This window comes from Amycolatopsis sp. NPDC051371, assembly GCF_040682155.1.
Lineage (GTDB): Bacteria > Actinomycetota > Actinomycetes > Mycobacteriales > Pseudonocardiaceae > Amycolatopsis.
This window is the reverse complement of sequence record NZ_JBFBAG010000019.1, coordinates 57,372-83,194: the sequence shown is the minus strand read 5'-3', so window position 1 is coordinate 83,194 and position 25,823 is coordinate 57,372. Positions and strand designations below refer to the sequence as shown.

27 protein-coding genes are annotated in these 25,823 nt (G+C 71.5%); 17 read left to right on the top strand and 10 right to left on the bottom strand.

Annotated elements, in window-relative coordinates; all coding sequences use genetic code 11:
• Nucleotides 1-39: 39 nt before the first annotated feature.
• Complete coding sequence (locus AB0M59_RS23545; RefSeq protein WP_364618253.1) at nucleotides 40-699, bottom strand: cutinase family protein; 660 nt, start codon at nucleotides 697-699, stop codon at nucleotides 40-42.
• 175 nt (nucleotides 700-874) lie between these two features.
• Entirely contained in the window at nucleotides 875-1,540 is a 666-nt protein-coding gene (locus AB0M59_RS23540) for a TetR/AcrR family transcriptional regulator (RefSeq protein WP_364618250.1), read from the bottom strand.
• A gap of 102 nt (nucleotides 1,541-1,642) precedes the next feature.
• Here AB0M59_RS23540 and AB0M59_RS23535 point away from each other — a divergent pair, with 102 nt between their 5' ends.
• Entirely contained in the window at nucleotides 1,643-2,776 is a 1,134-nt protein-coding gene (locus tag AB0M59_RS23535) for a helix-turn-helix domain-containing protein (RefSeq protein WP_364618247.1), read from the top strand.
• 58 nt (nucleotides 2,777-2,834) lie between these two features.
• Here AB0M59_RS23535 and AB0M59_RS23530 read toward each other — a convergent pair whose 3' ends face one another.
• Entirely contained in the window at nucleotides 2,835-3,689 is an 855-nt protein-coding gene (locus AB0M59_RS23530; RefSeq protein WP_364618245.1) for an SDR family oxidoreductase, read from the bottom strand.
• A gap of 118 nt (nucleotides 3,690-3,807) precedes the next feature.
• Between AB0M59_RS23530 and AB0M59_RS23525 the strand changes: the two genes are divergently transcribed.
• From AB0M59_RS23525 to fgd, 8 genes are all read left to right on the top strand, one after another.
• Nucleotides 3,808-4,212 carry a helix-turn-helix domain-containing protein gene (locus AB0M59_RS23525; RefSeq protein ID WP_364618242.1) on the top strand — a complete coding sequence of 135 codons (405 nt, stop codon included), beginning with the start codon at nucleotides 3,808-3,810 and terminating at the stop codon, nucleotides 4,210-4,212.
• A 75-nt stretch (nucleotides 4,213-4,287) separates the two neighbouring features.
• On the top strand, nucleotides 4,288-5,055 hold the full coding sequence (locus tag AB0M59_RS23520) for an SDR family oxidoreductase (protein WP_364618239.1): 768 nt from the start codon (nucleotides 4,288-4,290) through the stop codon (nucleotides 5,053-5,055).
• Nucleotides 5,052-5,930, top strand: coding sequence for an SDR family oxidoreductase (locus tag AB0M59_RS23515; RefSeq protein WP_364618236.1), 879 nt, complete (start codon nucleotides 5,052-5,054; stop codon nucleotides 5,928-5,930). Before AB0M59_RS23520 ends, AB0M59_RS23515 begins: the two co-directional genes overlap by 4 nt.
• On the top strand, nucleotides 5,930-6,670 hold the full coding sequence (locus tag AB0M59_RS23510) for an enoyl-CoA hydratase family protein (RefSeq protein WP_364618233.1): 741 nt from the start codon (nucleotides 5,930-5,932) through the stop codon (nucleotides 6,668-6,670). Before AB0M59_RS23515 ends, AB0M59_RS23510 begins: the two co-directional genes overlap by 1 nt.
• Nucleotides 6,660-7,523, top strand: a complete 864-nt coding sequence (locus tag AB0M59_RS23505; RefSeq protein ID WP_364618231.1) for a CoA-transferase — start codon at nucleotides 6,660-6,662, stop codon at nucleotides 7,521-7,523. Before AB0M59_RS23510 ends, AB0M59_RS23505 begins: the two co-directional genes overlap by 11 nt.
• Nucleotides 7,520-8,251: a CoA-transferase gene (locus AB0M59_RS23500; RefSeq protein ID WP_364618227.1), complete on the top strand. Its 732-nt coding sequence runs from the start codon at nucleotides 7,520-7,522 to the stop codon at nucleotides 8,249-8,251. The genes AB0M59_RS23505 and AB0M59_RS23500 overlap by 4 nt, the downstream gene beginning before the upstream one ends.
• Nucleotides 8,248-9,303 carry a nitronate monooxygenase gene (locus AB0M59_RS23495; protein WP_364618225.1) on the top strand — a complete coding sequence of 352 codons (1,056 nt, stop codon included), beginning with the start codon at nucleotides 8,248-8,250 and terminating at the stop codon, nucleotides 9,301-9,303. Before AB0M59_RS23500 ends, AB0M59_RS23495 begins: the two co-directional genes overlap by 4 nt.
• 2 nt (nucleotides 9,304-9,305) lie before the next feature.
• Complete coding sequence (gene fgd / locus AB0M59_RS23490) at nucleotides 9,306-10,310, top strand: glucose-6-phosphate dehydrogenase (coenzyme-F420) (protein ID WP_364618470.1); 1,005 nt, start codon at nucleotides 9,306-9,308, stop codon at nucleotides 10,308-10,310.
• Nucleotides 10,311-10,325: 15 nt separating this feature from the next.
• On the opposite strand, the gene AB0M59_RS23485 is transcribed toward fgd, so the two are convergent.
• Genes AB0M59_RS23485 through AB0M59_RS23475 form a run of 3 tightly spaced genes read right to left on the bottom strand, consistent with a single transcriptional unit; the run spans nucleotide 10,326 to nucleotide 13,398 of the window.
• On the bottom strand, nucleotides 10,326-11,477 hold the full coding sequence (locus AB0M59_RS23485) for an acetyl-CoA C-acetyltransferase (protein WP_364618222.1): 1,152 nt from the start codon (nucleotides 11,475-11,477) through the stop codon (nucleotides 10,326-10,328).
• Between the two features lie 8 nt (nucleotides 11,478-11,485).
• Nucleotides 11,486-12,256, bottom strand: coding sequence for an SDR family oxidoreductase (locus AB0M59_RS23480; RefSeq protein ID WP_364618219.1), 771 nt, complete (start codon nucleotides 12,254-12,256; stop codon nucleotides 11,486-11,488).
• Entirely contained in the window at nucleotides 12,253-13,398 is a 1,146-nt protein-coding gene (locus AB0M59_RS23475) for an acyl-CoA dehydrogenase family protein (RefSeq protein ID WP_364618216.1), read from the bottom strand. Before AB0M59_RS23475 ends, AB0M59_RS23480 begins: the two co-directional genes overlap by 4 nt.
• An 82-nt stretch (nucleotides 13,399-13,480) precedes the next feature.
• Here AB0M59_RS23475 and AB0M59_RS23470 point away from each other — a divergent pair, with 82 nt between their 5' ends.
• From AB0M59_RS23470 to AB0M59_RS23450, 5 genes are read left to right on the top strand one after another with little or no spacing between them, the layout of a single operon-like run.
• Nucleotides 13,481-15,013, top strand: coding sequence for a FadD3 family acyl-CoA ligase (locus AB0M59_RS23470; RefSeq protein ID WP_364618214.1), 1,533 nt, complete (start codon nucleotides 13,481-13,483; stop codon nucleotides 15,011-15,013).
• A complete protein-coding gene (locus tag AB0M59_RS23465) occupies nucleotides 15,010-15,870 on the top strand; it encodes an enoyl-CoA hydratase (protein ID WP_364618211.1) in 861 nt (286 codons plus the stop codon). Before AB0M59_RS23470 ends, AB0M59_RS23465 begins: the two co-directional genes overlap by 4 nt.
• Nucleotides 15,870-17,000, top strand: a complete 1,131-nt coding sequence (locus AB0M59_RS23460; RefSeq protein WP_364618208.1) for an acyl-CoA dehydrogenase family protein — start codon at nucleotides 15,870-15,872, stop codon at nucleotides 16,998-17,000. Before AB0M59_RS23465 ends, AB0M59_RS23460 begins: the two co-directional genes overlap by 1 nt.
• On the top strand, nucleotides 16,997-17,932 hold the full coding sequence (locus AB0M59_RS23455) for an acyl-CoA dehydrogenase family protein (RefSeq protein WP_364618206.1): 936 nt from the start codon (nucleotides 16,997-16,999) through the stop codon (nucleotides 17,930-17,932). Before AB0M59_RS23460 ends, AB0M59_RS23455 begins: the two co-directional genes overlap by 4 nt.
• Nucleotides 17,929-18,966, top strand: a complete 1,038-nt coding sequence (locus tag AB0M59_RS23450; RefSeq protein ID WP_364618203.1) for an acyl-CoA dehydrogenase family protein — start codon at nucleotides 17,929-17,931, stop codon at nucleotides 18,964-18,966. The genes AB0M59_RS23455 and AB0M59_RS23450 overlap by 4 nt, the downstream gene beginning before the upstream one ends.
• Here AB0M59_RS23450 and AB0M59_RS23445 read toward each other — a convergent pair.
• From AB0M59_RS23445 to AB0M59_RS23435, 3 genes are all read right to left on the bottom strand, one after another.
• A complete protein-coding gene (locus AB0M59_RS23445) occupies nucleotides 18,963-20,777 on the bottom strand; it encodes an NAD(P)/FAD-dependent oxidoreductase (protein ID WP_364618200.1) in 1,815 nt (604 codons plus the stop codon). The genes AB0M59_RS23450 and AB0M59_RS23445 overlap by 4 nt on opposite strands.
• Nucleotides 20,778-20,867: 90 nt before the next feature.
• Nucleotides 20,868-22,043 (bottom strand): GAF domain-containing protein, encoded by a 1,176-nt coding sequence (locus AB0M59_RS23440; protein WP_364618197.1) that lies wholly within the window; start codon nucleotides 22,041-22,043, stop codon nucleotides 20,868-20,870.
• A gap of 104 nt (nucleotides 22,044-22,147) precedes the next feature.
• On the bottom strand, nucleotides 22,148-22,891 hold the full coding sequence (locus AB0M59_RS23435) for a sigma-70 family RNA polymerase sigma factor (protein ID WP_364618195.1): 744 nt from the start codon (nucleotides 22,889-22,891) through the stop codon (nucleotides 22,148-22,150).
• Between the two features lie 93 nt (nucleotides 22,892-22,984).
• On the opposite strand from AB0M59_RS23435, the gene AB0M59_RS23430 reads away from it, so the two are divergent.
• Together AB0M59_RS23430 and AB0M59_RS23425 are read left to right on the top strand one after the other, a co-directional pair.
• A complete protein-coding gene (locus AB0M59_RS23430) occupies nucleotides 22,985-23,659 on the top strand; it encodes a TetR/AcrR family transcriptional regulator (protein WP_364618193.1) in 675 nt (224 codons plus the stop codon).
• Nucleotides 23,660-23,737: 78 nt separating this feature from the next.
• Nucleotides 23,738-24,736 carry a TerC/Alx family metal homeostasis membrane protein gene (locus AB0M59_RS23425; RefSeq protein WP_364618192.1) on the top strand — a complete coding sequence of 333 codons (999 nt, stop codon included), beginning with the start codon at nucleotides 23,738-23,740 and terminating at the stop codon, nucleotides 24,734-24,736.
• Here AB0M59_RS23425 and AB0M59_RS23420 read toward each other — a convergent pair.
• Nucleotides 24,716-25,132 carry a VOC family protein gene (locus AB0M59_RS23420; RefSeq protein ID WP_364618190.1) on the bottom strand — a complete coding sequence of 139 codons (417 nt, stop codon included), beginning with the start codon at nucleotides 25,130-25,132 and terminating at the stop codon, nucleotides 24,716-24,718. The genes AB0M59_RS23425 and AB0M59_RS23420 overlap by 21 nt on opposite strands.
• Nucleotides 25,133-25,154: 22 nt before the next feature.
• Here AB0M59_RS23420 and AB0M59_RS23415 point away from each other — a divergent pair, with 22 nt between their 5' ends.
• Nucleotides 25,155-25,808, top strand: a complete 654-nt coding sequence (locus AB0M59_RS23415) for a GntR family transcriptional regulator (protein ID WP_364618189.1) — start codon at nucleotides 25,155-25,157, stop codon at nucleotides 25,806-25,808.
• The last annotated feature ends 15 nt before the right edge of the window (nucleotides 25,809-25,823 follow it).

Below are 25,823 nucleotides of genomic sequence, written 5' to 3'. Positions count from 1 at the left end.
AACTTCAAGTTCCTCAAGGTGGCCTTCACGAACATCGGATCAGAACTTGCCGGCGGCGAAGGCGGCCGCGTCGGCGGCGTTGCCGCCGTAGCTCAGGTGGGCCAGGATGTTGGCGCCGCCCGGCTGGCAGATGGGGTCGCCGTCGGCGCAGTAGTCCTTGGTGCGGCTCTGGTAGGTCCCGGTGACCTGGCGGCCGATCGCGCGGATCGGGTTGCCGAACAGCAGGATGGCCGCGATCCGCGGGGCCAGGTCGGCCGGGATGGTCGTGACGATCGGGCCGCCGACGACGGCGCCGTCACTGCTGATGCCGATCGAGTTGTCGACGACGTTGGCACCCTGGGAGTAGCCGACCAGGACGAACCGCTGCTGCGGGCACGCCGCGGCCTGGGTCCGCACGTGGTTCACGAGGTCGGTGTTGCCCTTCTGCACCGACGCGGGCTCGCCCAGGTCGGCCGGGTAGTCGACCCGGTAGCTGCTCAGCGACCGCGGCCGCAGCCGGTTCTGCACGGCCTGGTAGACGGGGTCGCCGACGATGAAGCCCAGCGTGCCGGGCTCGCCTGTGCCGCGGGCGACCGGCACGTCGATGTCGGTGCACGGCGCGGCCGACGCGACCGGCGCGGTGGCGACGGCGAGCCCGGCCGCGACGAGGCCGACCGCGACGGCGGAGGAAAGCAGACGGGACCTGGAAACACGACTCATGGATGATCTCACCTCTGGTGGCGGAGAAAACCGGAATGCCCGCAAACGCTTTCCCGGAATGCGATTCCGGGCGGGGTCACGGCAGCGTCGCAGCCATTGCCGAGCAGAGGCAAGAGGTGTTTTTCGCCGGTGCGAAGAATTGTTCAGCCGGTGACAAGTGGTCCTTTGTGGACGCTCAGGTGGCGCACTTCCCGGCGTCGACGTGGTCCAGCAGGGCGGGGTCGAGGCCGCGCAGGGCGGCCATGACGAACCCGGTGGCCAGCTCGCCGGCCGCGATCGGGTCGACGCCAGGGGAGTGGGAGACGTGCATCGCGGCCCGGCCGACCAGGCCGACCATCATCGCGGCGAGCAGGTCCGCGCCGGCGCCGGGCGTGCGGCCGTGGGCGAGCAGGTGTTCGCGGACCCGGTCGACGACGTGCGTGGTGACGGTGTCGGCCAGGGCGCGGCGCTCGTTCGACATCTCGTCGACGGCGGTGTCGAACAGCATCCGGAAGCTGTCGGGGTGGGCGCCCGCGTAGCTGAACATGGCCATCACGGACAGCCGGACGCGGTCCTCCAGCGGGCGCGCGCCTTCCGTTTCGTACGCCGTGAGCACCCAGTTCCGCAGCGCGGCGACCTCCCGGGTCACGGTGGCGCGGAACAGGGCCGCCTTGTCGCCGAAATGCGCGTAGAGCGTCGGTTTCGTGGAGTCGGCGCGCTCGGCGATCAGGCCCATGGTGGCCTGGGCGTACCCGCGTTCGGCGAACACCGCGCGGGCGGCGTCGAGCAGTTCGTCGTCGGTGGGCCGGGCGGCCGGGCTCCGGCGGGTGCTGGATCGATCAGGGAAACGCGGCCGGCTCATGGAGGTGTACTGTACGGTCCCGCTGCTTTACTGACCGGTAAAGCACGCCTGCCCCGGGGAGGGAACCTGGTGTCCGGCGACGGTGCTCGGCAGCAAGTCCCGATGGCACAAGAGGTGTTCGGACGCACGGAGCTGGCCGCCCTCATGCGTCCGGCCCTGCCGGCGCTGGTGGACTGGATCGTCCGGGAGGTCTGGCGCGAGGTCCCGGTGTACGCCCGGCACGGCCGCGTGACCCGCCACGGCGTCGAGTGCGCCGTGGCACTCTTCGTCGACCTGGTCGAGGATCCGCTCGCACCCCGGGATCGGCTGTACGAGACGTGCCGCCGTCTCGGCGCGGGTGAGGCGTACGAAGGCCGGACGCTCGACGATCTCCAGGTGGCGTACCGGGTCGGCACGCGCGCGGGCTGGCGCTGGATCATGCGCCTGGGCCGCCGGCACCGGCTGTCGTCGGCGGTGATGGCGCGCCTGGCGGAGATGCTGTTCGGCTACGCGGACGAGCTGGCGCGGATGTCGATCCGCGGGCACCGCGAGGCGCAGGCGGAGCTCGACGGCACGCGGGCGGGCCTGCGCCGCCGTCTGGTGCGGCTGGTGACCGGCCCGGTGGCGGTGACGGACGCGGTCCTCGCCGAGCTCGCGGCGGCGGCCGGCTGGCCGGTCCCGGCCGAGGTCACGGTGGTGGCCCTGGAATCCGCGGTCTCGCCGAGCTGGGATCTCGACGTCCTGGCCGACCTCGAACCGCCGCAGCCCTACTTGGTGGTGCCGGCTCCGGTGGACGCGCGGTTCTGCGCTTCGCTCGGTGTCCGGGTCGCCGTCGGCCCGCCGGTTTCCCCGACAGCCTCGGCGCATTCCTTGCGCTGGGCGCGGACGACGTTGCGGCTGGTGGGCGACGGCGCTCTGCCGGACGCCCCGGTGACGTGGTGCGCGGAGCACCTGACGACGCTGTGGCTGCTCTGCGACTCGCCTCTGGCGGACCAGGTGGCCCGGCAGGAGCTGGCCCCGCTGGCGCAGTTCCCCGACCGCACGCGGCGACGCCTCGGCGAGACTTTGCTGTCGTGGCTGCAGAACGGCGGCAACTCGGAGAAGATCGCGGTGGAGCTGTCGGTGCACCCGCAGACGGTGCGGTACCGCGTGCGTCAGCTCAAGCAGGCGTTCGGGGACCGGCTGGACGATCCCGAGGCACGGTTCGCGATGCAGGCGGCCCTGCGCGCCTCGGCCTTGCGTTCCCAGGGCGCGTGAAAAGCCGTGAAGGCCTCCTTACCGGCATCTTCGGCCGGTAAGGAGGCCTTCACGGACTTCAGTTCTTGACCAACGCGGTGACGGCTTCGGCCAGCGGCGTCGTCGGGCGGCCGATGAGACGGCTCAGGTCGCCGGACGTCGAGGCCAGTTCGCCTTCGGCGATGCCGCGGTCGGCGTCGGCCAGCATGGCCGCCACCGGCTCCGGCAGGCCCGCGCCGACCAGGATCTGGCGGTACTGCCCGACCGGCAGGTCCTGGTAGGTGACCGAAGTGCCCGACGCGGCCGTCACCGCGGCGGCGAGGTCGGTGTAGCTGAACGGCTCGTCGCCGGCCAGCTCGTACACCTTGCCTTCGTGGCCTTCGCCGGTCAGGACCTCGACCGCCGCCTCCGCGAAGTCGATTCGCGGGACCGCGCCCAGCCGGCCGTCGCCGGCCGCACCGGCGAAGGATCCGACGGCGAGCGCCTGGGCGATCGTCTGGGCGTAGTTCTCGGTGTACCAGCCGTTGCGCAGGAACGTGAACGGCACTCCCGACGCGCGGATGGCCTCCTCGGTGGCCTTGTGGTCCGGCGCGAGCGACAGCTTCGTCGTGTCCGCGGCCAGGACGCTCGTGTAGGCGAGGTGGCCGACGCCGGCCTCGCGGGCGGCCGCGACGACGGCTTCGTGCTGGGCCAGCCGGCCGCCGGGCGTGCTGCTCGAGATCAGCAGCACCTTGTCCGCCCCGGCGAACGCCGCGGCGAGGCTCGCCGGGTCTTCGTAGTCCGCCCGGCGCACCTGCACACCGCGGGCGGCGAACTCGGCGGCCTTCGCCGGATCGCGCACGGCCGCGACGACCTCGGCGGCCGGGACCTTCTTCAGCAGGCCTTCCACGACCAGGCGGCCGAGCTGGCCGGTGGCGCCGGTGACCACGATCATCTGCTTCTCCTCGCTGCTGGGGTGCTTACCAACAGAGTGTACTAACTTTGAGAAAGTGCAAACTCTTGGTGAGCATCCTCACCTGGGTTTCCGCGACCGGCGAGGTACCGTTGACGGCATGAGCGAGGCGCCGGAGTGGGTGGACGAGCACGGACAGGTGCTGTTCGACGTGTTCGCCCAGGCGTGCACCTCCCGGGCGACGCTCGAGCACATCACCGGCCGGTGGGGGATCCTCGCGATGGTCGCGCTCCACGACGGCACACTCCGGTTCAACGCCCTGCGCCGCCGCGTGTCCGGAGTGAGCGAGAAGATGCTCGCCCAGACACTGCAGGCCCTCGAGCGCGACGGCTTCGTGCACCGCGAAGCGCAACCGACGATCCCGCCGAAGGTCGAGTACAGCCTGACGCCGCGCGGCCGCCGGACCGCGGAGCTGCTGCTGGCGCTCATCCAGGACGTCGAGGGTCAGATGCCCGAGGTCATGGAAGCGAACGCGAAGTACGACGCCGCGAAGCTCGACTCATAACGGGTTCTAGTCGGTACTGTGCGCCTCCGGAGCGCACGCCTTGCCCAAAGTTGGAACGTGTTCTAGTTTTGTGACGTGAAGACCGATCTGGGCCTGGCCGGGGCCGTCGTGCTCGTCACCGGCGGCGTCCGCGGTGTGGGCCGGGGCATCAGCGACGTGTTCCTCGCCCACGGCGCCCGCGTCGTCACCTGCGCCCGGCACGAGACCGCCACGAAGGCGGAGTTCGTCCAGTGCGACGTCCGCGACGAAGCCCAGGTCACGGCCCTGATCGACGGGATCGTCGAAAGGTACGGCCGCCTCGACGTCGTCGTCAACAACGCCGGCGGCGCCCCCTACGCGCCCGCGGCCGATGCGTCGCCGCGGCTGCACGACAAGATCGTCCAGCTGAACCTGCTCGCCCCGCTCCTGGTCTCGCAACGAGCCAACGCCGTCATGCAGCGCCAGAGCACCGGCGGCTCGATCGTGATGATCTCCAGCGTCAGCGGCACCCGCGCCTCACCCGGGACCGCCGCCTACGGTGCCGCGAAGGCCGGGCTCGACAACCTCACCGCCAGCCTCGCCGTCGAGTGGGCGCCCAAGGTGCGGGTCAACGCGCTCGACGTCGGCATGGTGCGCACCGAGCAGAGCCACCTGCACTACGGCAGCGAAGCCGCCATCGAAGCGGTCGGCAAGACCGTCCCGCTCGGCCGGCTCGCCGAGCCCGAGGAGGTGGGCGCGTGCGCCGCGTTCCTCGCCTCCGGCCTGGCTTCCTACGTCTCCGGCGCGACCCTGCGCGTCCACGGCGGCGGTGAGGTCCCGGCGTTCCTCGCCGCGGCCGACGTCAACCAACGGGAGGATTCGTGAGCAGGTTGTGCCAGGACCGGGTGGTCGTGGTGACCGGCGCCGGCCGCGGCATCGGACGGGCCCACGCGCTCGCCTTCGCCGCCGAAGGTGCGCCGGTGGTGGTGAACGACGTGGACGCGGACGCGACCGCCGGAGTCGTCGCCGAGATCGAGGTGCTGGGCGGGAAGGCGGTGGCGAACACCTCCGACGTCGCCGACTGGGCCGGGGCGAGCGAACTGATCGGGACGGCGCTGGCGAACTTCGGCCGCCTGGACGTGCTGGTCAACAACGCGGGGTTCGTCCGGGACCGGATGCTGGTCAACCTCGGCGAGGACGAGTGGGACGCCGTCGTTCGCGTGCACCTCAAAGGTCACTTCGCGCCCTTGCGGCACGCCGCGGACCATTGGCGGACCGAGGCGAAGGCCGGGCGGGTGCCGAGCGCCCGGGTGATCAACACGAGTTCGGGTGCCGGGTTGCTGGGCAGCGTCGGCCAGGGCAACTATTCGGCGGCGAAGGCAGGGGTCGCCGGACTGACCGTCGTGGCGGCGGCCGAGCTGGCGCGCTACGGGGTGACGGTGAACGCGATCGCGCCGGCTGCGCGGACCCGGATGACCGAGGCGGTGTTCGCGTCGATGGCGCGTCCGGACGACGGCTTCGACGCGATGGCCCCGGAAAACGTCTCGCCGCTGGTCGTCTGGCTCGGCAGCGAGGAGTCCGCGCACGTCACCGGCCGCGTTTTCGAGGTCGAGGGCGGGAAGGTGTCGCTCGCGCAGGCGTGGCGCCACGGCCCGGCCGCCGACAAGGGCGAGCGCTGGGACCCGGCCGAACTGGGCCCGGTCGTCGCCGACCTGCTCGAGCGCGCGCCCGAGCCCGAACCCGTCTACGGAGCGAGCTGATGGGCATCCTCACCAAGCGCGACGGCCACGTCGAGATCGTCACCGTCGACTTCCCGCCGGTGAACGCGCTGCCTGTGCAGGGCTGGTTCGACCTGGCCGAAACCATCCTGAAGGCCGGGAAGGACCCGGACGTCCACGTCGTCGTCCTGCGCGCGGAAGGCCGGGGCTTCAACGCCGGCGTCGACATCAAAGAGATCCAGCGCAGCGCCGGGTACGACGCGCTCGTCGGTGCGAACAGAGGCTGTTACGCCGCTTTCGGCGCCGTCTACGACTGCGCGGTGCCGGTCGTCGCCGCGGTGCACGGCTTCTGCCTCGGCGGCGGGATCGGCCTGGCCGGCAACGCGGACGTCGTCATCGCCTCCGACGACGCCACCTTCGGCGTCCCCGAGGTCGAACGCGGCGCCCTCGGCGCGGCGACCCACCTCGCCCGGCTGGTCCCGCAGCACCTCATGCGCACCCTCTACTTCACCGCGCGCACCATCACCGCCGCCGAGCTGCACACCCACGGCTCGGTCTACCAGGTCGTGCCGCGCGCGGAGCTGGACGACGCCGCGCTGGCCATCGCCCGCGACATCGCGAAGAAGGACCCGCGGGTCATCCGGGCGGCGAAAGAGGCCCTGAACGGCATCGACACCCAGCAGGTGCACCGCAGCTACCGGTTCGAGCAGGGCTTCACCTTCGAGCTCAACCTGCTCGGCGCGTCCGACGAAGCCCGCGAGGAGTTCTTGAATGGCCGATAAGCGCACGACCGCCGACGACGTCGCGGCGGAACTCCGCGACGGCATGACCATCGGCATCGGCGGCTGGGGCTCCCGGCGCAAGCCGATGGCGCTGGTCCGCGCGATCCTCCGCACGCCCGTCAAGGACCTCACCGTCGTGTCCTACGGCGGCCCCGACGTCGGCCTGCTCTGCGCGGCCGGCAAGGTCAAGCGTGTCGTGTTCGGGTTCGTCACGCTCGACTCGATCCCGTTCGACCCGTGGTTCGGCCGCGCCCGCGAGACCGGCGCGATCACCGTCACCGAGTACGACGAAGGCATGTTCGGCGCCGCTCTTTCCGCCGCGGTACAACGGCTTCCGTTCCTCCCGATACGCGCCGGGCTCGGGTCGGAGGTGATGCGCGCCAACCCGGACCTGCGCACCGTCCGTTCGCCCTACGCCGACGGCGAGGAACTCGTCGCGGTCCCGGCGCAGCACCTCGACGTCGCGCTCGTGCACCTCAACCGCGCCGACGCCCGCGGCAACGCCCAGTACCTCGGCCCGGACCCGTACTTCGACGACCTGTTCTGCCTGGCGGCCGAGAAACGGTTCGTGTCGGTGGAAAAGGTCGTCGACACGCCCGAGCTGATGGCGGGCGGGCCGGTGCAGTCGTTGCTGCTCAACCGCGGCAGCGTGGACGGCGTCGTCGAGGCGCCGCGCGGCGCGCACTTCACCACGGCCGTACCGGACTACGGCCGGGACGAACGGTTCCAGCGGCACTACGCCGCCTGCGCGAAGGACCTGGAGGCGTGGCCCGGTTTCGTGGACCGGTTCCTGTCCGGTGGCGACGAGCACTATCTGTCCGAAGTGGACAAGTTCGAGGCGGAGGCGGCATGAGCGCGACCCGGGTCGAGATCGCCGTCGTGGCGATGGCCGAGGTGTTCCGCGGCGACGGCGAGATCGTCGTCAGCCCGATGGGCCTGGTCCCGCAGCTCGGCGCGAAGCTGGCGCGGCTGACGTTCGAACCCGACCTGCTCATGTCCGACGGCGAGGCGTACCTGATGACCACGGACGGTGTCGTCGAGGGCTGGCAGCCGTTCCGCAAGATGCTCGACACGATCGTCCCGCACGGACGCCGGCACGTCGTCATGGGCGCCAACCAGATCGACCGCTACGGCAACCAGAACATCTCCGCCATCGGCGACCACGCCCGGCCGAAGAAGCAGCTGCTCGGCGTGCGGGGCGCGCCGGGAAACACCGTCAACCACCGCACCAGCTACTGGGTTCCCCGGCATTCTTCGCGGGTCTTCGTGGACACCGTGGACGTCGTTTCGGGCGTGGGCTACGACAACGCGGCGAAGGCCGGCCCGTCGGCGGAGAAGTTCCACGACGTCTACCGCGTGGTCACGAACCTCGGCGTATTCGACTTCGGTGGTTCCGATCACGCGATGCGGGCGGTGTCGCTGCACCCCGGCGTCACCCGGGACGAGGTCGCGGCGGCGACCACGTTCGAGATCGACTTCGGCGGTGTGGAAACCAGCCGCGAGCCGACGGACGAAGAGCTGCGGCTCATCCGCGAGGTCGTGGACCCGAAGAGCCTGCGCGACAAGGAAGTCCCGGCGTGAAGACCGCGCTGACCCAGCTGGTCGGGGTCGAGCACCCGGTGGTGCAGACCGGGATGGGTTGGGTCGCCGGCCCCCGGCTCGTCTCGGCGACCGCCGAGGCGGGCGCGCTCGGCATCCTCGCGTCGGCCACGATGACGTTCGGCGAGCTGGAAGCGGCGATCGCCGAAGTGAAGAAGCGCACGGAGAAACCGTTCGGGGTGAACCTCCGCGCCGACGCGGCCGACGCCGGCGACCGCGTCGACCTGCTGATCCGCGAGGGCGTCAAGGTGGCGTCGTTCGCGCTCGCGCCACGCAAGGAGATGATCGCCAAGCTGCGGGACCACGGGATCGTCGTGATCCCGTCGATCGGCGCCGCCCGCCACGCCGAGAAGGTCGCTGCCTGGGGCGCCGACGCGGTCATCGTCCAGGGCGGCGAGGGCGGCGGGCACACCGGGGGAGTGGCGACCACGCTGCTGCTGCCTTCGGTGCTGGACGTCGTCGACATCCCGGTCGTCGCCGCCGGCGGGTTCTTCGACGGCCGAGGTCTCGCCGCGGCCCTCGCCTACGGTGCGTCCGGCGTTGCGATGGGCACCCGGTTCCTGCTGAGCAAGGAGAGCACGGTCCCCGACGACGTCAAGCGCGTCTACCTCGAGCAGGGTCTCACCGGGACGGTCGTCACCCGGCGCGTCGACGGTATGCCGCACCGCGTGCTGCGCACCGACCTGGTCGAGAAGCTCGAACGCACCGGCCGGCTCCGGGGCCTGGCGCAGGCCGCGCGCAACGCCCTCCGGTTCCGGAATATCACCGGACTGTCCCCGGTTGCCATGGTCAAAGAAGGCCTTGCGATGAAGCACGGCAACGATCTGACCTGGAGTCAGCTGGTCATGGCGGCCAACACCCCGATGCTGTTGCGGGCGGGGCTGGTCGAGGGCCGGACGGACGCGGGAGTGCTAGCGTCGGGACAGGTGGTGGGCATGATCCACGACCTGCCCACGGTGGCCGGGATCGTCGAGGGCACAGTGGCCGAGGCAGGTGAGATACTCCACCGTCTTGGCCGGGAAACGGGAGGATGAGCGTGGCGCTCAAGGTCGGTTACAAGGCGTCGGCGGAGCAGTTCGGACCGCGGGACCTGGTCGAGTACGCGGTGCGTGCCGAAGAGGTCGGCCTCGACTCGGTCTGGGTGTCGGATCACTTCCTGCCGTGGCGGCACGAGGGCGGGCACGCGCCGTGGGCGCTGGCGTGGATGCCGGCGGTCGCCGAGCGCACGAAGCGGGTGCAGATCGGCACGAGCGTGCTGACCCCGACGTTCCGGTACAACCCGGCGGTGATCGCGCAGGCGTTCGCGACGATGTCGCTGCTGTCCGGCGGCCGCGTGATCCTCGGTGTCGGTTCCGGCGAGGCGCTGAACGAGATCGCCGTTTCGGGTCGTGAGTGGCCGGAGTTCAAGGAGCGCTTCGCTCGGCTGCGCGAGTCGATCAAGCTGATCCGCGAGCTGTGGACCAGCGACAACGTGAACTTCAAGGGCGACTACTACGAGCTGGTGGACGCGAAGATCTACGACCGGCCGGAGCAGCCGGTGCCGGTCTACATCGCCGCCGGCGGCCCGGTGGTGGCCAAGTACGCCGGGCGCGCGGGTGACGGGTTCATCTGCACCTCGGGCAAGGGCATGGACCTCTACACCGAGAAGCTGATGCCCGCGGTCAAGGAAGGCGCGGAGGCGGCCGAGAAGACCGTCGAGGACGTCGACCGGACGATCGAGATCAAGATGTCCTACGACCGCGACCACGAGAAGGCTCTGGAAAACACGCGCTTCTGGGCGCCGCTGTCGCTGTCTGCCGAGCAGAAGCACAGCGTGACTTCGGCCGAGGAGATGGAGCGGCTGGCCGACGAGCTGCCGATCGACCAGGTCGCCAAGCGCTGGATCGTGGCGTCGGACCCGGACGAGGCCGTGGCGCAGATCAAGCCGTACCTGGACGCCGGCCTGAACCACCTCGTCTTCCACGGCCCGGGGCACGACCAGGAACGCTTCCTGACCCAGTTCTCCGAGGACGTGCTGCCGAAGCTGCGCGCCCTCGGCTGAGCCGGCGTCTCGGCTTCACAGCCGTTCGATGATGGTGACGTTGGCGGTGCCGCCGCCTTCGCACATCGTCTGCAGTCCGTAGCGGCCGCCGCGGCGCTCCAGTTCGTGCAGGAGCGTTGCGAGGAGCTTCGTCCCGGTCGCCCCGATGGGGTGGCCGAGGGCGATGCCGCCGCCGTTGACGTTGACGCGCGCCGGGTCCGCGCCCGTTTCGTCCAGCCACGCCAGCACCACGCTCGCGAACGCCTCGTTGACCTCGAACAGGTCGATGTCCTCGATGGCGAGCCCGGTTTTCCGGAGCGCGTAGGAGGTCGCCGGGATCGGACCGGTCAGCATCCACACCGGGTCGGCCGCGCGCACCGACAGGTGGTGGATGCGGGCCCGCGGAGTCAAGCCGTGTTCCTTCACGAACGCTTCCGAGGCCAGGAGCGCCGCGCTCGCGCCGTCGGAGATCTGGCTGGCCACCGCCGCCGTCAGCCGCGAGCCTTCGCTCAACGGCTTCAGGCCGCGCATGCGCTCCAGTGACGTGTCCCGGCGCGGGCCTTCGTCGTGGCGGAAGTCGTCCACCGGCGCGATCTCCGCGTCGAAACGTCCCTCATCGATGGCGGAGAGAGCCCGCTGATGGCTGCGGAAGGCGTACTCCTCCATGTCGGATCGGCTGATGTCCCAGTGCGACGCGATCATGTCGGCGCTGCGGAACTGCGACACCTCGACACTGCCGTAGCGCTCCTGCCAGCCCTTCGAGCCGGAGAACGGGTCGTCGAAGCCGTATTCGCGCCCGGCCAGCATCGCCGCGCTGATCGGGATGCGGCTCATGTTCTGCACACCGCCGGCGAGCACGAGGTCCTGCGTACCCGACATGACGGCCTGCGCGGCGAAGTGCACGGCCTGCTGGCTCGACCCGCACTGCCGGTCGATCGTCACGCCGGGCACGTGGTCCGGGAAGCCGGCCGCCAGCCACGCCGTGCGCGCGATGTTGCCCGACTGCGGGCCCAGGGTGTCCACGCAGCCTAGGATGACGTCGTCGACGAGGTCCGGGTCGACGCCCGCGCGCTCGACGACCGCCCGGATGACGTGCGCCCCGAGGTCGGCGGAGTGCCACCCGGACAGCGCGCCGCCGCGCCGGCCGACCGGGGTGCGGACCGCGTCGAGGAGGAAGGCTTCGGGCACGGGTGCTCCTAGGGGTGCTGGCTGCTGACGGAGACGACTTCGCCGGTGAGGTAGCTCGCGTAGTCGCTGGCGAGGAAGACCATGACGTTGGCGACCTCCCACGGTTCGGCGGCGCGGCCGAACGCCTCCCGTTTCGTGAGGTCCTCGAGAAGCTCGTCGCTGGTCACCTTGGCGAGGAAGGGATGCATGGCCAGGCTCGGCGCGACGGCGTTGACGCGGACGCCGTGCTCCGCGGCGTCGAGCGCGGAACACCGGGTCAGGGCCATCACGCCGGCTTTCGCGGCGGCGTAATGCGCCTGCCCGGCTTGGGCGCGCCAGCCGATCACCGACGCGTTGTTGACGATCGCCCCGCCGCCGCCCTGGGCGACGAACTGCCGCAGCGCCGCGCGGGTGCACCGGAAAGTCCCGGTGAGCGTGATGTCGAGGACGCGGGACCACTCGTCGTCGGCCATGTCCAGCACGGACTTCGTGCCGCCCAGCCCGGCGTTGTTGACCATGACGTCGAGGCGTCCGAAGTGGTCCACCGCGCCGTCGACGAGCGCCTGGACCTGCTCTTCCTTCGTGACGTCGCAGGGCAGCGCGTGCACCTTCCCGAGTTCGGCCAGCTCGGCCGCCTTCTCGCCCAGCCGCCGTTCGTGCCAATCGGAAATGACGACGCTCGCGCCTTCTTCGAGGCAGCGCTTGGCCACGGCCGAGCCGATGCCGGTGCCGGCCGCGGCGGTGACCACGACGACCTTCCCGGACAGCAGGTCGTGGCCGGGTGGGTAGTGCGGGATCACGGGCGTGCCTCTCTCGGCAGGCCGAGCACGCGCTCGGCGATGATGTTCCGCTCGATCTCGTCCGACCCGCCGTAGATCGTGTCCGCGCGGGTGAACAGGTAGAGCCGCTGGGCGTCGTCCAGCTCGGTGCCGCCGGCGACCAGCGACCGCGCACCACGGGCACGCATCGCCAGCTCGCCGAGCCCGCGGTGCCACTGCGCCCACAGCAGCTTCCCGACGGCGACCTCCGGCCCGGCCGGGCGCCCGAGCGTCCGCAGCGCGTGGGCGCGCAGGACCCGCAGGCCGATCCGGGCGCGCGCGAGGTCGGTGCGCAGGAGGGGGTCGTCGTAGGTACCGGTCCGCTTCGCCTCGGCGACGATGTCCTCGAGTTCGCGGCGGAAGCCGATCTGCTGGCCGAGCGTCGAGACGCCGCGTTCGAAGCCGAGGGTCGCCATCGCGATCTTCCAGCCGTCGCCGGGTTCGCCGACGACCAGGCCGGCGGCGGTGCGGGCGTCGTCGAAGAAGACCTCGTTGAACTCCGACGTGCCGGTCAGCTGCTGGATCGGCCGCACGGTGACGCCGTCCTGACGCAGCGGCACCAGGAGGTAAGACAGGCCGCGGTGGCGCTGCGACCCCGGTTCGGTGCGGGCCACGACGAAGCACCAGTCGGCCACGTGCGCCAGGGACGTCCAGATCTTCTGGCCGTTGAGGACCCATTCGCCGTCGCGCCGGACCGCGGACGTCGAGACGGCGGCCAGGTCGGAGCCGGCGCCGGGCTCTGAGTAGCCCTGACACCACAGCTCTTCGACAGCGACGATCTTGGGCAGGAACCGCTGCTGCTGCTCGGGGGTGCCGAAGGCGATGAGCGTCGGGCCGAGCAGCTGCTCGCCGATGTGGTTGACGCGCGCGGGCGCACCCGAAGCCGCGTACTCCTCGTGGAAGGCGACCTGTTCGTCGAGGCTCAGGCCGCGTCCGCCGTGCTCGACCGGCCAGCCGACGCACGTCCAGCCCGCGGCGGCCAGGTGGCGTTCCCAGGCCAGGCGCAGGTCGAACGCCTCGTGCTCGCGTCCCGGCCCGCCCAAGCCACGCAGCTGCGCGAACTCGCCGGTCAGGTTGTCCGCGAGCCAGCCCGCGACCTCGCGGCGGAATCGCGTCGGTTCCACGCTCGCCTCCTTGCTGCCGGGCCGGTCCGGGACCTAGGGTAATGAGAACACGTTCTAGTTTGCCGGTCCAGAGGAGGGTGTGGTGGGTCAGACCACGATCCCGGCCGTCGTCCGTGACGCCGCCGCCAAGTTCGGGTCGGCGGAGGCGCTGGTCGACGGCGCGCTCCGGCTCGGTTTCGACGACCTTCTGGAACGTGTTCAGTCGGTCGCCCGGGCGTTCCTCGCGCGTGGCGTCCAGCCCGGTGACCGGGTCGCCATCACCCTCCCGAACACCCACCAATGGGTGCTCACGGCCTTGGGCGCGCTCTACGCGGGCGCGACCCTGGTGCCGGTCAACACGCGATTCACCGCCGCGGAGACCGTGGACCTGCTGGTCCGCAGCCGGGCGAAGGCCCTGGTCGTGGCGGCCGACTTCCTCGGCACCGACCGCCACGCCGCGATCGTCGCGACCGGCGCCGACCTGCCCGACCTCGCCACGGTCGTCCGGGTTGCCCTGGAACAGCCGCACCGGCCGGTCGGGGACGCGCTCGGCTGGGACGAGTTCCTGGACCTCGCCGAGAGTGTGCCCCTCGCGGACGCCGAGGCGCGCGCGGACGCGGTGCGGCCGGACGACGTGAGCGACATCCTGTTCACCTCGGGTACTTCCGGCCGCTCGAAGGGCGTGCTGTCGGCCCACCGCCAGGTGGTCGGCGTCGCCACCGCCTGGGCGGACTGCGGCCAGGTCACCGCCGACGACCGGTACCTGGTGATCAACCCGTTCTTCCACAGCTTCGGCTACAAGGCCGGGATCGTCGTGGGGCTGCTGACCGGCGCCACGCTCGTGCCGCAGGCGGTGTTCGACGTGCGCGGTGCGCTGGACGTGATCGAACGCGAGCGGATCTCGGTGCTGCCGGGCGCGCCGACGATCTTCCAATCCCTGCTGCACGAATCCGAACGCGGTGACCTGTCCTCGCTGCGGCTCGCGGTCACCGGCGCCGCCGACGTCCCGGCGTCGCTCGTCCGGCGCATGCGGTCCGAGCTGGGCTTCGACATCGTCCTCACCGCGTACGGCCTCACTGAAGCCGTGGTCGTGACGATGTGCCGCCCGGGCGACGACGCGGAACTCGTCGCGAAGACGTCCGGCCGGGCGACCGCCGAGTTCGAGGTGACGATCCAGGGCTCGCCCGGCGAGGTCGTGCTGCGCGGGCCGAACGTGATGCTCGGCTACCTCGACGACCCCGACGCCACCGCGAAGGCCGTCGACGAGCAGGGCTGGCTGCACACCGGCGACGTCGGCGAACTCGACGCCGACGGCAACCTCACGCTCACCGGCCGGCTCAAGGACATGTACATCTGCGGCGGCTTCAACGTCTACCCGGCCGAGGTCGAGCACGCCCTGATCGACCTGGCCGGCGTCCGCGACGTCGCCGTCATCGGCGTCCCGGACGAGCGGCTCGGCGAGGTCGGCAAGGCCTTCGTCGTCGGCACCGGCCTGACCGAGGACGCGGTGCTCGCGTTCTGCCGTGAGCGGCTCGCCAACTACAAGACCCCGCGGTCCGTCGCGTTCCTGGACGCGCTGCCCCGCAACGCTTCCGGCAAGATGCTGAAGCGGCTGCTCAGTGAGGAGAAGGCATGAGCGTCAACGGCGCGTCCGCCGACGTCGTCCGCTACGAGCGCCGCGGGCCGGTCGCCGTGGTCACCATGAACCGGCCGGACTACCGCAACGCCCAGAACTCCGCGATGACGTATGCGCTCGACGACGCCTTCGCCCGCGCGGTGAACGACGCCGAGGTCAAAGTGATCGTGCTGGCGGGGGCGGGCAAGCACTTCTCCGCCGGGCACGACATCGGCACGCCGGGCCGGGACGTGGACCAGTCGTTCGACCGCCGTGCGGTGATGTGGTGGGACCACACCGATCGCGCCGGCGGCGACCAGCGGTTCGCCCGCGAGTCCGAGGTTTACCTGGGCATGTGCCGTCGCTGGCGCGAGATTCCGAAGCCGATGATCGCGAGCGTCCAGGGCGCCTGTATCGCGGGCGGACTGATGCTGGCGTGGGTGTGCGACTTGATCGTGGCGTCCGACGACGCGTTCTTCGCCGACCCGGTGGTGCGCATGGGGATTCCGGGGGTCGAGTACTTCGCGCACCCGTGGGTGCTCGGGCCTCGCGCCGCGAAAGAAGTGCTGTTCACCGGCGAGCGGTTCACCGTCCAGCAGGCGAAGGAGTGGGGGATGATCAACCGGATCGTCCCGCGGGCCGAGCTGGAGCAGCACACCCTGGAGCTCGCCGAGAAGATCAGTGGGATGCCGCCGTTCGGGCTGGCGCTGGCGAAGAAGGCCGTCAACCAGGCCGAAGACCTGATGGGGATGCGGTCCGGCATGGACTCCGTGTTCGGCCTGCACCACCTGGCGCACGCGCACAACGCGGAGACGTCGGAAGACTCGCTGGGCGGGCAGTCCGCGCGGTCCATGCGTGATGCGAACAAGGGGGGCTGATGGACCTCGACATCGACGAGGCGTCGGCGGCTTTCCGCGACGAGGCGCGCGCGTGGCTGACCGAGCACGTCCGGGCGTTGCCGTCGATGGACACCGCCGAAGGGTTCGAGGCGCACCGCGAGTGGGAGGCCGAACTCGCCGAGGCGCGGTGGTCGGTCGTGTCGTGGCCGCGGGAGTACCACGGCCGGGACGCGTCGATGGTGCAGTGGCTGCTGTTCGAGGAGGAGTACTACGCGTCGGGTGCGCCGGGCCGGGTGAGCCAGAACGGGATCTTCATGCTGGGGCCCACGCTGTTCGCCCACGGCACGCAGGAGCAGCGCGACCGGATCCTCCCCGCCATGGCGCGTGGTGAGCAGGTCTGGGTCCAGGCGTGGTCGGAACCCGAGGCGGGCAGCGACATCGCGGCGTTGCGCAGCACGGCGGTGCGGACCGACGGCGGGTGGCTGCTGTCGGGGCAGAAGACGTGGAGTTCGCGGGCGTCGTTCGCCGACCGCGCGTTCGGGTTGTTCCGCACGGATCCCGACGCGCAGCGCCATCACGGGCTGACCTACTTCATGGCCGACCTGCGTGCCGAGGGCGTCACGGTCCGGCCGATCCCGCAGCTGGACGGCGAACCCGGGTTCGCGGAGATCTTCTTCGACGACGTGTTCGTGCCCGACGAGGACGTGATCGGGGAGGTGGGGCAGGGCTGGCGGGTCGCGATGACGACCGCGAACAACGAGCGTGGCCTGTCCCTGCGCAGCCCCGGCCGGTTCCTCGCCGCGGCTTCCCGGCTCGTGGACCTCTGGCGTGCGCAGGACTCGCCACTGTCCACACAGGACCGCGTCGCCGATGCCTGGATCGGTGCCCGCGCCTACCAGCTCTACACGTACGGCACGGTGAGCCGCCTCGCCGACGGCGGTGAGCTGGGCCCGGAGTCCAGTGTGAACAAGCTGTTCTGGTCGCACCTCGACGTCGAACTCCACGAAACGGCCCTGGACGTGCTCGGCCCGGCCGCCGAGACCGACCGGGACTGGGTGGACGGTTACCTCTTCTCCCTCGCCGGACCGATCTACGGCGGCACCGACCAGATCCAGCGCAACACGATCGCCGAGCGCCTGCTCAAGCTGCCGAGGGAGGCGCGCCGATGAAGTTCCAGCTGTCGCCGGAGCAGCACCAGTTCTCCGCGTCGCTGCACGACCTGCTGGGCGGCGCCGACACCGCCACCGTCGCCCGGGCCTGGGCCGCGGGTTCCCCCGAGCGTGGCCTGAAACTGCTGCGCGCCCTCGCCGACCTCGGCGTTCCCGCGCTGCTGGTCGACGAGGACCACGGCGGCCTCGGCGGCTCCGCGGTCGACCTGGTCGTCGCCTTCGAAGCGCTCGGCTACCACGCCGTGCCCGGCCCGCTGGTCGAGACGGCGGCCGTCGCGCCTTCCGTGCTGACCGGTGACCGGCTGGCCGCGCTCGCCGGGGGCGACCTCCTGGCCACGGTCGTCGCGCCGCCGGAAGTCCCGCTCGCCTTGGACGCCGACGTCGCCGGGGTCGTCCTCGACCTCAACGAAGGCGAGGTCACCGACGTCGGGATCGAGCCAGTCCGGTCGGTCGACCCCGCACGGCGGCTGTTCCGGATCACCGGGACCACCCGGACCACGGTGGCCGACCCGGTCGCGTTCGACCGGGGCGTCCTCGCCGTGGCCGCCCAGTTGCTCGGCGCGGGCCAGTGGCTCCTCGACGCCTCCGTCGCCTACGCCAAGCAGCGCAGTCAGTACGGCCGGGCCATCGGCGAGTACCAGGCGGTCAAGCACCTGCTGGCCGACGTCGTGACGCAGCTCGAACTCGCCCGGCCGCTGCTGTACGGCGCGGCCGTCGCCGGGGACACCTTCGCCCGGGACGTCTCGGCGGCGAAGGTGATGGCGGGCGACGCCGCGTACCTGGCGGCGCGCACGGCCCTCCAGGTGCACGGCGCCATCGGCTACACCGCCGAACACGACCTCGGCCTGCGGCTGACGAAGGTGCGGGCCCTGGCCGGGGCCTGGGGAACCGGGTCGTTCCACCGCGCGCGCGTCTTGGCGGACCTGCGATGACGGACCCGACCGAGACCGAGGAAGCCCAGGGCCTGCGGGACGCGGTGCGGTCGCTGCTGACCCGCCGGTCGGGGCCGGCGGCGGTGCGGGCCGCGATGGAGTCGCCGCTCGGGTACGACGACAAGCTGTGGTCGACGCTGTGCGAGCAGATCGGCGTCGCCGCCCTGGCGATCCCCGAGCACCACGGCGGCGCGGGCGCCGGCCTGGCCGAGGTGTGCGTGGTCCTGGAGGAGCTCGGCCGCACGCTCACCCCCGCCCCGATGCTCGGCTCCGCGGTGCTGTGCGGCGAAGCGTTGCTGCGCAGCGGAAACGCCGAAGCCTGCGAACGGCTGCTGCCGGGCATCGCCGCGGGCACGACCCTCGCCGCGCTGGCCTGGTCCGACGAAGACTGGTCGCCGGGCTTGACCGCGTCGGACACCGGACTCGACGGCTGCGCCCACTACGTCCTCGACGGCGACCTCGCGGACGTCCTGCTCGCCGTGGCCCGGACGGCCGACGGCGTCGGGCTGTTCGAGGTCCCGCTGGCCGGCGTCCGCCGGGAGCGCGTGACGACCCTGGATCCGAACCGTCGATTGGCGGTCGTGGACTTCAAAGGAACGTCGGCTCGGCGCCTCGACGCCGACGGCTTCGACCTGCGGAAACTGCGGGACACGGCGGTGGTCGCCGTCGCCGCCGAACAGGTCGGCGCGGCGGCCCGCGCGCTGGAACTGACGGTGGAGTACACGAAGCAACGCCGTCAGTTCGGCCGGGCGATCGGGTCGTTCCAGGCGTTGAAGCACCGGATGGCCGACGTGCACGTCCACGTCGAAGCGGCCCGCTCGGCGCTGTACGCGGCCCTGGTGGACGGTGACGCCGAGGCCGTGACGACCGCGAAAGTCGTCTGCAGCGAAGCGTTTTCCCACGCGGCGGCGGAGATGATCCAGCTCCACGGCGGCATCGCGATCACCTGGGAGCACGACGCCCACCTGTACTTCAAGCGCGCCCACGGGACCGCCCTGCTGTTCGGCGATCCCGCGAGCGCGCTTTCGTCCTAGGACAGGTGGTGCACTTCCTGCAGCCCGTAGACCGGCGTCGGGATGCCTTCCGCGCGGGCCTTCAGCTGCAGGGCGAGGTAGAGCGAGTAGTGCCGTGACTGGTGCAGGTTGCCGCCGTGGAACCACAGCCCGTCCTGCTGGGTGGGCTTCCACATGTTCCGCTGCTCGCCCTCCCACGGGCCCGGGTCCTTCGTGGTGTCCGAACCGAGGCCCCACACCTTGCCGACCTTGTCCGCGACCTCCTGGCTGATCAGGTCCGCCGCCCAGCCGTTCATCGAGCCGTAGCCGGTCGCGTAGACGACGAGGTCGGCCTCCAGTTCGGTGCCGTCGTCGAGCTTCACGGAGTTCTCCGTCAGCTCGACGACCTGGCCGTGCGCGAGCTTGACCTCGCCGTTCGCGACCAGGTCCGCCGCGCCGACGTCGATGTAGTAGCCCGAGCCCCGGCGCAGGTACTTCATGAACAGGCCAGAGTCGTCGTCACCCCAGTCGTGCCGGAAGCCCGCGCCTTCGAGGCGGTCGTAGAACTCCTGGTCGCGGTCCTTGATCGCGGCGTACACCGGCTGCTGGAAGGTGTGCATGATCCGGTAGGGGAGCGAAGCGAACGTCAGGTCCGCCTTCTGCGTCGTCATCCCCGCGGCCAGCGCGCGTTCCGAGTAGAGGTCACCCAGGCCCAGGTCCATCAGCGAGTCCGACTTCACGATGTGCGTCGAACTGCGCTGGATCATGGTGACGTCCGCGCCGGCCTCCCACAGCGCGCCGCAGATATCGAACGCCGAGTTGTTGGACCCGACGATCACGGCCTTCCTGCCGCGATAGGCGTCCGGGCCGGGGTGCTCCGAGCTGTGGTGCTGCTCGCCGCGGAAGCGATCTTGACCGGGCAACACGGGAACGTTCGGCTTGCCCGACATGCCGGTCGCCAATACCAGCTGCTTCGGCTTGAGCACGACCTCTTCGCCGTCGCGGTCGAGGACGACCGTCCACTCCTTCGCTTCTTCGTCGTAGGAGGCGCTCTTGCAGGTCGTCGACGACCAGTAGTTCACCTCCATGACCTTCGTGTACATCTCGAGCCAGTCGGCGATCTTGTCCTTCGGCGCGAAGACCGGCCAGGTGCGCGGGAAGTCGAGGTAAGGAAGGTGGTCGTACCAGACCGGGTCGTGCAGGCACAGCGACTTGTACCGGCCGCGCCACTGGTCGCCGGGCCGTGCGTACCGGTCGACGACCACGTGGTCCACGCCGAGCTGGCGCAGCCGGGCGCCGAGCGCGATCCCGCCCTGGCCGCCGCCGATGACGACGACGTAGGGCTGCCGCGTCGTGCCGATTTCGTCCGCTTCCGCTTGTCGTGCTTCGGACCACGTGACGCGCTCGCGGTTGACGCCGTGCTCGGCGCCCTTCGGCCGGCTCGTGCCGAGCGGCTCTTCGTGGCCCTTCAGCTCGTAGAGCGTCGTGAGGAACGTGAAGGCGCCTTCGTCGTTCAAGCGCAGGTGTCCACGTCCGCGTCCGGCGGCGGTCTCGAACCCGATCCAGGCCTCGACGATGCCGTTCGCTTCGGTTGGCTCTTCAGTGGCGTGGAAGCCGGTGGCGTCGGCGGTGTCCATGGTCGCGAGCAGGAGGTCCTTGACGCCGTCGCGGTTCTCGACGGTCTTCAGGTTCCAGGTGAACGCGATCAGGTCGCGCCAGAACGACGTCGTCGCGAAGAGGGCGGCGGCCCGGTCGGCGTCCCGGGCCGCGAGCGCGGCCTCGAAGTCGGCGAGCCAGCCTTCGACGCGCTGCCGGGCACCGAGGGCCGCGGCCGGTTCGAGGGTCTGGGTCATTAGCGGACCTCCCCGTCTCGGGCACCGTCTTCGTCGGCGGCGCGTTCAGAGCAGCCAACCCCGGCGGACCGCGATCGCGGAAGGGTTGCCTCAAGGTTGCAACAGCACGACCTCGACACCGGGCGCGATCCGGTACGGGCGGGCGAGCAGCAGGCCGCCGACCAGCTTGCGCAGCCGCGACAGCTCCGCGCGGACGGTCACCAGGTGCGTGCGGTCGCCGTAGAGCGTCTCCGACAGCTGCGCCGCCGACAGCCCGGCCGGGCCCGCGGTCGCGATCAGCCGAAGCAGGTCCGCCTGGCGCCGGCCCAGCGGGTGTGTCCACCGCGCCGAGCCTTCGACGATCGCGCGCGGCGGGTCGAGTTCGAGGGTGAGCCGCAGGGTTTCGCGGTGGCTCGGCCGCAGCAGCCACCCGCCCGGCACCGGCTCGGGCTCGCACGCCCCGATGCCGAGGACCGCGACCGGGACGCCGTGCCGGGGCGCCGCGACGCGGTCGACCCCGAAGACGCCGCTCTGGGCGGCGACCCAGCCGTGGTCGTCGACGACGAGCCCGGGCCCGCCGCCGAGGACGTGCCCGGACAGCCGGCGGAGCGCTTCGAGCCGGACCTCGTGCCGCTGGCGCAGGACGGCCTCGGCCAGCCGCACCGACGTCCCGACCAGGGCGACGGTCATCGGGTGGACGGTCTCGGCCGGGCCGCTGACGTCGACGATCCCGAGCAACTCGCCGGTGCGCGGGTCGTGCACCGGGTAGGCGGTGCAGGCCCACGAGTGGTGGGAGCGCACGAAGTGCTCGGCGGCGAACATCTGCACCGGGGCGGCCTCGGCCAGCGCTGTGCCGATCGCGTTGCTGCCGATGGCGGGCTCCGACCAGGTGGCGCCTTCGGTGAAGCCGAGCGAGTCGGCGCGGTGCCGGACGCCGCGCGCGCCCTCGCGCCAGAGGACGACGCCGTCGGCGTCGGTGACGACCATCAGGTGGTGCGCGTCTTCGGCGACGGACGTCAGCGCGCCGCGGAGTTCGGGAAGGACTTCGCTGAGCCGGCAGCGGGTCCGGCGGTGTTCTACTTCGGCGGCGCCGACGGGATCGGGCGCGGGCGGCCGGTCGGGATCGACGCCCTGCGCGGCGACCCGGCGCCACGAGCGTTCGACCAGCCGGCGAGGCGCGGTCCGGGGCGCGCGCCCGGCCAGGACGGCGTCGTGGATGCCGGCGAGCAGCCGGGCGTGCCCGGCGACGTCGGTGCCGGGCCGGACCGCGCAGACTTCGTCGTCCACCGCCACCTCCTGGGCCGGGCTTCACGGTAACCCGGGGGAGTGGGGGGCGGGGCAACCTTCGCGCAACGTCCGGTGGACCCGCGTACCCAGCCCGTGCGAAGCAGTCAGCCGGTGAGGCGGGCCGCCGAGCCGGGCAGCTCGCGGTTCGCCTCGTCCAGGCCCGAGGCCACCGTCCGGCACGAGCCGCAGCCCGCGATGTGGTCCGCGACCACGCTCGCCCGGCGCGGGGACAACGCGCCCCGGACCCACGCACCCATGCGCCGGCGCGGTTCGCGGCAGACCGGCTCCTTCGCGTCGGGCACCTGGACCTGCAGGTACGCCTGACGCAACCCCTCGCGCGCCCGCATCGCGAGCGCCGACACGCTGTTCGGCGTCAGGCCCAGCAACGGGGCCGCTTCCGTCGGCGTGTCGCCTTCGGCCTCGGTCCGCCAGAGGACCGTCCGCCACCGGCCCGGCAGCGTGCAGTACGCCGACCACACGAGCTTCTCGTTCGACCGGTGCAGGGCCAGCTCGTCGGCACCGCTCGCCGGCGTCTCGGGGACCGTCTCGCACAGCTCGACCCGGCTGCGCTGCCGGCTCCACCGCGACACCAGGTTCCGCAGCGTCACGACGAGGTAGGGCCGCAGGTCCTCGGCCGGGCCGCCACCGGCGTGCACGACGGCGAGCACCCGCACGAACGTCTCGGCCACCAGGTCGTCCCGCTCCGCGGGCTGCTTCGCCCACGCCGCCGCGGTCCGGCGCAGCGGCTCGGCGTGCCGGCGGAACAGGGCACCGGCGGCGTCGAGGTCACCCGCGCGGAGAGCGGCGAGCAGCACGGCGTCCGGCGGCTCCTCGTCGGCGTTCCTCATCGACACTCTCCGTGGCCAGGTGGCACCCCAAGTTAGCGGTACGGCAGTGTATGCCATAGGGAGCCAAGACCCTCCGCCCCTACAATCCGGCCGATGACATCGACGGACACGCCGCGACCACCGGACGGCCGGGCCGCGCGGTGGGCGGGCCAGCGCGACCGCCGTCGCCGCGAGTTCGTCGAGGCGGGCCTGCGCGCGATCGCGCGCCACGGGCCCGAGGTGTCCACCGAGCAGATCGCCGACGAAGCCGGCGTCGCCCGCACGCGGCTCTACCGGCACTTCGACGGCGCCGCCGACCTGCAGCACGCGATCGCCACCCGGGTCGCAGAGCTCATCACCGCGGAGTTCGCGCCGCTGTGGAACCCGAGCGGCACGCCGATGGAGCTGATCCGCGCGGCCATCGGCGCGCACACCCGCTGGCTGGCCGAGCACGGCTCGCTCTACCGCTACCTGACCCGGCACGCGATGGACGGCGCTCCCGACGTCTTCGCCGACGGCAAGTCCGCGATCGCGCGGCAGCTGACGGTGGTGTTCGAGCACTACCTCGGACTGTTCGGAGTGGACACCCGCGTCTGCGAAGCGGTCGCCTTCGGATTGGTCGGCCTGGTGGAGTCGAGCGCCTCGCGCTGGCTGGAGAACCCGCGTGGCGTCGACCGCGCCGAGCTGGCCGCGCTGCTGGCGCGCTGGGTCTGGCGGATCATCGACGACACCCTGCGCGCCGGCGGCCTCGAGCTCGACCCGCACACCCGGCTGGCGGGCTTCGCCTGATCCGTCCACAGTGGACTCCTGGTGCGCGGTCGCGGTCCGCCCCCTAGGATCGCGGCAACCACGGGAGCGGGGGAGCGGATGGGCGTCGGCATCTGGGTGGGCACCATCGGCGTCGTGCTGGCGCTGCTCGCGGTCGACCTCGTGCTCGCCGCGCTCCGGCCGCACCGGGTCGGCTTCGCCGAAGCCGTCGCCTGGTCGGTGGGCTACATCCTGGTCGCGGTCGCTTTCGGCGTCTGGCTGACGCTGGCCCACGGCGGTGAGCTCGGCACCGAATACTTCGCCGGCTACATCGTCGAGAAGAGCCTGTCGGTCGACAACCTCTTCGTGTTCGTGATCATCATGACGACGTTCGCCGTCCCGGAAGAGCACCAGCACAAGGTGCTCACGTTCGGGATCATCCTCGCGCTCGTGATGCGGGCGATCTTCATCGTGCTCGGCGCGACGCTGCTCGCGCTGTTCTCGTTCATGTTCCTGCTCTTCGGGCTGTTGCTGATCTACACCGGCGTGCAGCTGTTCCGGCACCGCGACGCCGACCCCGACATCGAGCGCAACGTCGTGGTCCGGACGGCGCGCCGGATTCTGCCGGTCTCCGACGCCTACGACGGCGGCCGGCTGTTCACGCGGGTTTCGGGGCGTCGGATGGTGACGCCGCTGGTGGTCGTCCTGGTCGCGATCGGCGGCGTCGACCTCCTGTTCGCCCTCGACTCGATCCCGGCGGTCTTCGGCGTCACCGAGGAGCCGTACGTCGTGTTCGCCGCGAACGCGTTCGCGCTGCTCGGCCTGCGGGCCCTGTACTTCCTGGTCAAGGGCCTGCTCGACCGGCTCGTCTACCTCTCGGCCGGGCTCGCGGTGATCCTCGCGTTCATCGGGGTGAAGCTGATCCTGCACTGGGCGCACGTCGACATCGACGCCCGCGTCCCGGAGATCGCCACGCCGGTGAGCCTCGCGGTGATCATCGGCGTCCTGGTCGTCGTGACGGTCGCCAGCCTCGTCAAGACCCGGCGCGACCCGGCCGCGAAGGCGCACCCGGGTTCGCTGCGGGCGTCGCCGGAGTTGTCAGACCGCGAAGACCTGTGAGTCGTCGGCGAAGGCCTTGAACTCGAGCGCGTTCCCGGCGGGATCGAGCAGGAACATCGTCCACTGCTCGCCGGCCTGGCCTTCGAAGCGGACGTAGGGCTCGATCACGAACTCCGTCCCGGCCGCCCGCAGCCGTTCGGCGAGCGCCTTGAACGCGTCGACCTCGAGGATCAGGCCGAAGTGGGGCACCGGGACGTCGTGGCCGTCGACGGGGTTGTGGACGCGCTGCGGCCGGCCCGGCGCCAGGTGCGTCACGAACTGGTGGCCGTGCAGGTTCCAGTCGACCCACGTGTCGGCGCTGCGGCCCTGCGCGAGGCCGAGGACCTCGCCGTAGAAGCGGCGGGCGGCGGCCAGGTCGTCGACCGGCATGGCGAGGTGGAAGCGGGGGATCGTCATGTCTGAATGTTAACATCATGACATGAGTGCTCAAGTGGCTCCCGCGCGCCGGCGCGGGCTCGCCGACGAGGTCGCCGACCGCATCCGGGACGCGATCTTCGACGGGACGTACGCGCCGGGAAGCCAGCTGCGTGAGGTGGAGCTGGCGGAGGCGCTGGGTGTCAGCCGCGGGCCGGTGCGGGAGGCACTGCTCAAGCTGGAGCGGGAGGGGCTCGTCCGCGGTGAGTGGCACCGGGGGACGACGGTGACGTCCCTGTCCGAAGTGGACGTCGCCGAGCTGGACAGCCTGCGGGCCGCGCTGGAGCAGCTCGCCGTCGGGCTGGTGATCGACCGCGCGCCCGGCTCGGCGGCGGTCGACGCCGCCGTGGCGCGCATGGAACGGGCGGCCGACGCGCACGAGATGGTCCGCTGCGACCTCGCCTTCCACGACGCGATCTACGCGGCCGCCGGCCACCGGCGTCTCGAGGAGGCCTGGCAGGCGATCCGGTCGCAGGTGCACCTGTTCCTGCTGACCCGCATCGGAGTCGAAACCGACGGCTACCTGGCGGGCATCCCCGCCGAACACCGGCAGCTGGCCGACGCGCTGCGGGCCGGGGACCGGGAAGCGGCCCTCGAGCTGTTCGCGACGCACCGGCAGCACGCGTTCGACATCCTCACCGGGCGCAGTTCCGGCTGACGGAGGCCGGACGCG

Bases quoted from the DNA above. Each gene is read 5' to 3' on its own strand.
- AB0M59_RS23445 (WP_364618200.1), bottom strand. From the start codon at position 20,777: ATGACCCAGACCCTCGAACCGGCCGCGGCCCTCGGTGCCCGGCAGCGC.
- AB0M59_RS23420 (WP_364618190.1), bottom strand. From the start codon at position 25,132: ATGACGATCCCCCGCTTCCACCTCGCCATGCCGGTCGACGACCTGGCC.
- AB0M59_RS23510 (WP_364618233.1), top strand. From the start codon at position 5,930: ATGGGCATCCTCACCAAGCGCGACGGCCACGTCGAGATCGTCACCGTC.
- AB0M59_RS23505 (WP_364618231.1), top strand. From the start codon at position 6,660: ATGGCCGATAAGCGCACGACCGCCGACGACGTCGCGGCGGAACTCCGC.
- AB0M59_RS23540 (WP_364618250.1), bottom strand. From the start codon at position 1,540: ATGAGCCGGCCGCGTTTCCCTGATCGATCCAGCACCCGCCGGAGCCCG.
- AB0M59_RS23435 (WP_364618195.1), bottom strand. From the start codon at position 22,891: ATGAGGAACGCCGACGAGGAGCCGCCGGACGCCGTGCTGCTCGCCGCT.
- AB0M59_RS23530 (WP_364618245.1), bottom strand. From the start codon at position 3,689: ATGATCGTGGTCACCGGCGCCACCGGCCAGCTCGGCCGCCTGGTCGTG.
- AB0M59_RS23535 (WP_364618247.1), top strand. From the start codon at position 1,643: ATGGCACAAGAGGTGTTCGGACGCACGGAGCTGGCCGCCCTCATGCGT.
- AB0M59_RS23450 (WP_364618203.1), top strand. From the start codon at position 17,929: ATGACGGACCCGACCGAGACCGAGGAAGCCCAGGGCCTGCGGGACGCG.
- AB0M59_RS23525 (WP_364618242.1), top strand. From the start codon at position 3,808: ATGAGCGAGGCGCCGGAGTGGGTGGACGAGCACGGACAGGTGCTGTTC.
- AB0M59_RS23415 (WP_364618189.1), top strand. From the start codon at position 25,155: ATGAGTGCTCAAGTGGCTCCCGCGCGCCGGCGCGGGCTCGCCGACGAG.
- AB0M59_RS23465 (WP_364618211.1), top strand. From the start codon at position 15,010: ATGAGCGTCAACGGCGCGTCCGCCGACGTCGTCCGCTACGAGCGCCGC.
- AB0M59_RS23425 (WP_364618192.1), top strand. From the start codon at position 23,738: ATGGGCGTCGGCATCTGGGTGGGCACCATCGGCGTCGTGCTGGCGCTG.
- AB0M59_RS23545 (WP_364618253.1), bottom strand. From the start codon at position 699: ATGAGTCGTGTTTCCAGGTCCCGTCTGCTTTCCTCCGCCGTCGCGGTC.
- AB0M59_RS23500 (WP_364618227.1), top strand. From the start codon at position 7,520: ATGAGCGCGACCCGGGTCGAGATCGCCGTCGTGGCGATGGCCGAGGTG.
- AB0M59_RS23460 (WP_364618208.1), top strand. From the start codon at position 15,870: ATGGACCTCGACATCGACGAGGCGTCGGCGGCTTTCCGCGACGAGGCG.
- AB0M59_RS23455 (WP_364618206.1), top strand. From the start codon at position 16,997: ATGAAGTTCCAGCTGTCGCCGGAGCAGCACCAGTTCTCCGCGTCGCTG.
- AB0M59_RS23430 (WP_364618193.1), top strand. From the start codon at position 22,985: ATGACATCGACGGACACGCCGCGACCACCGGACGGCCGGGCCGCGCGG.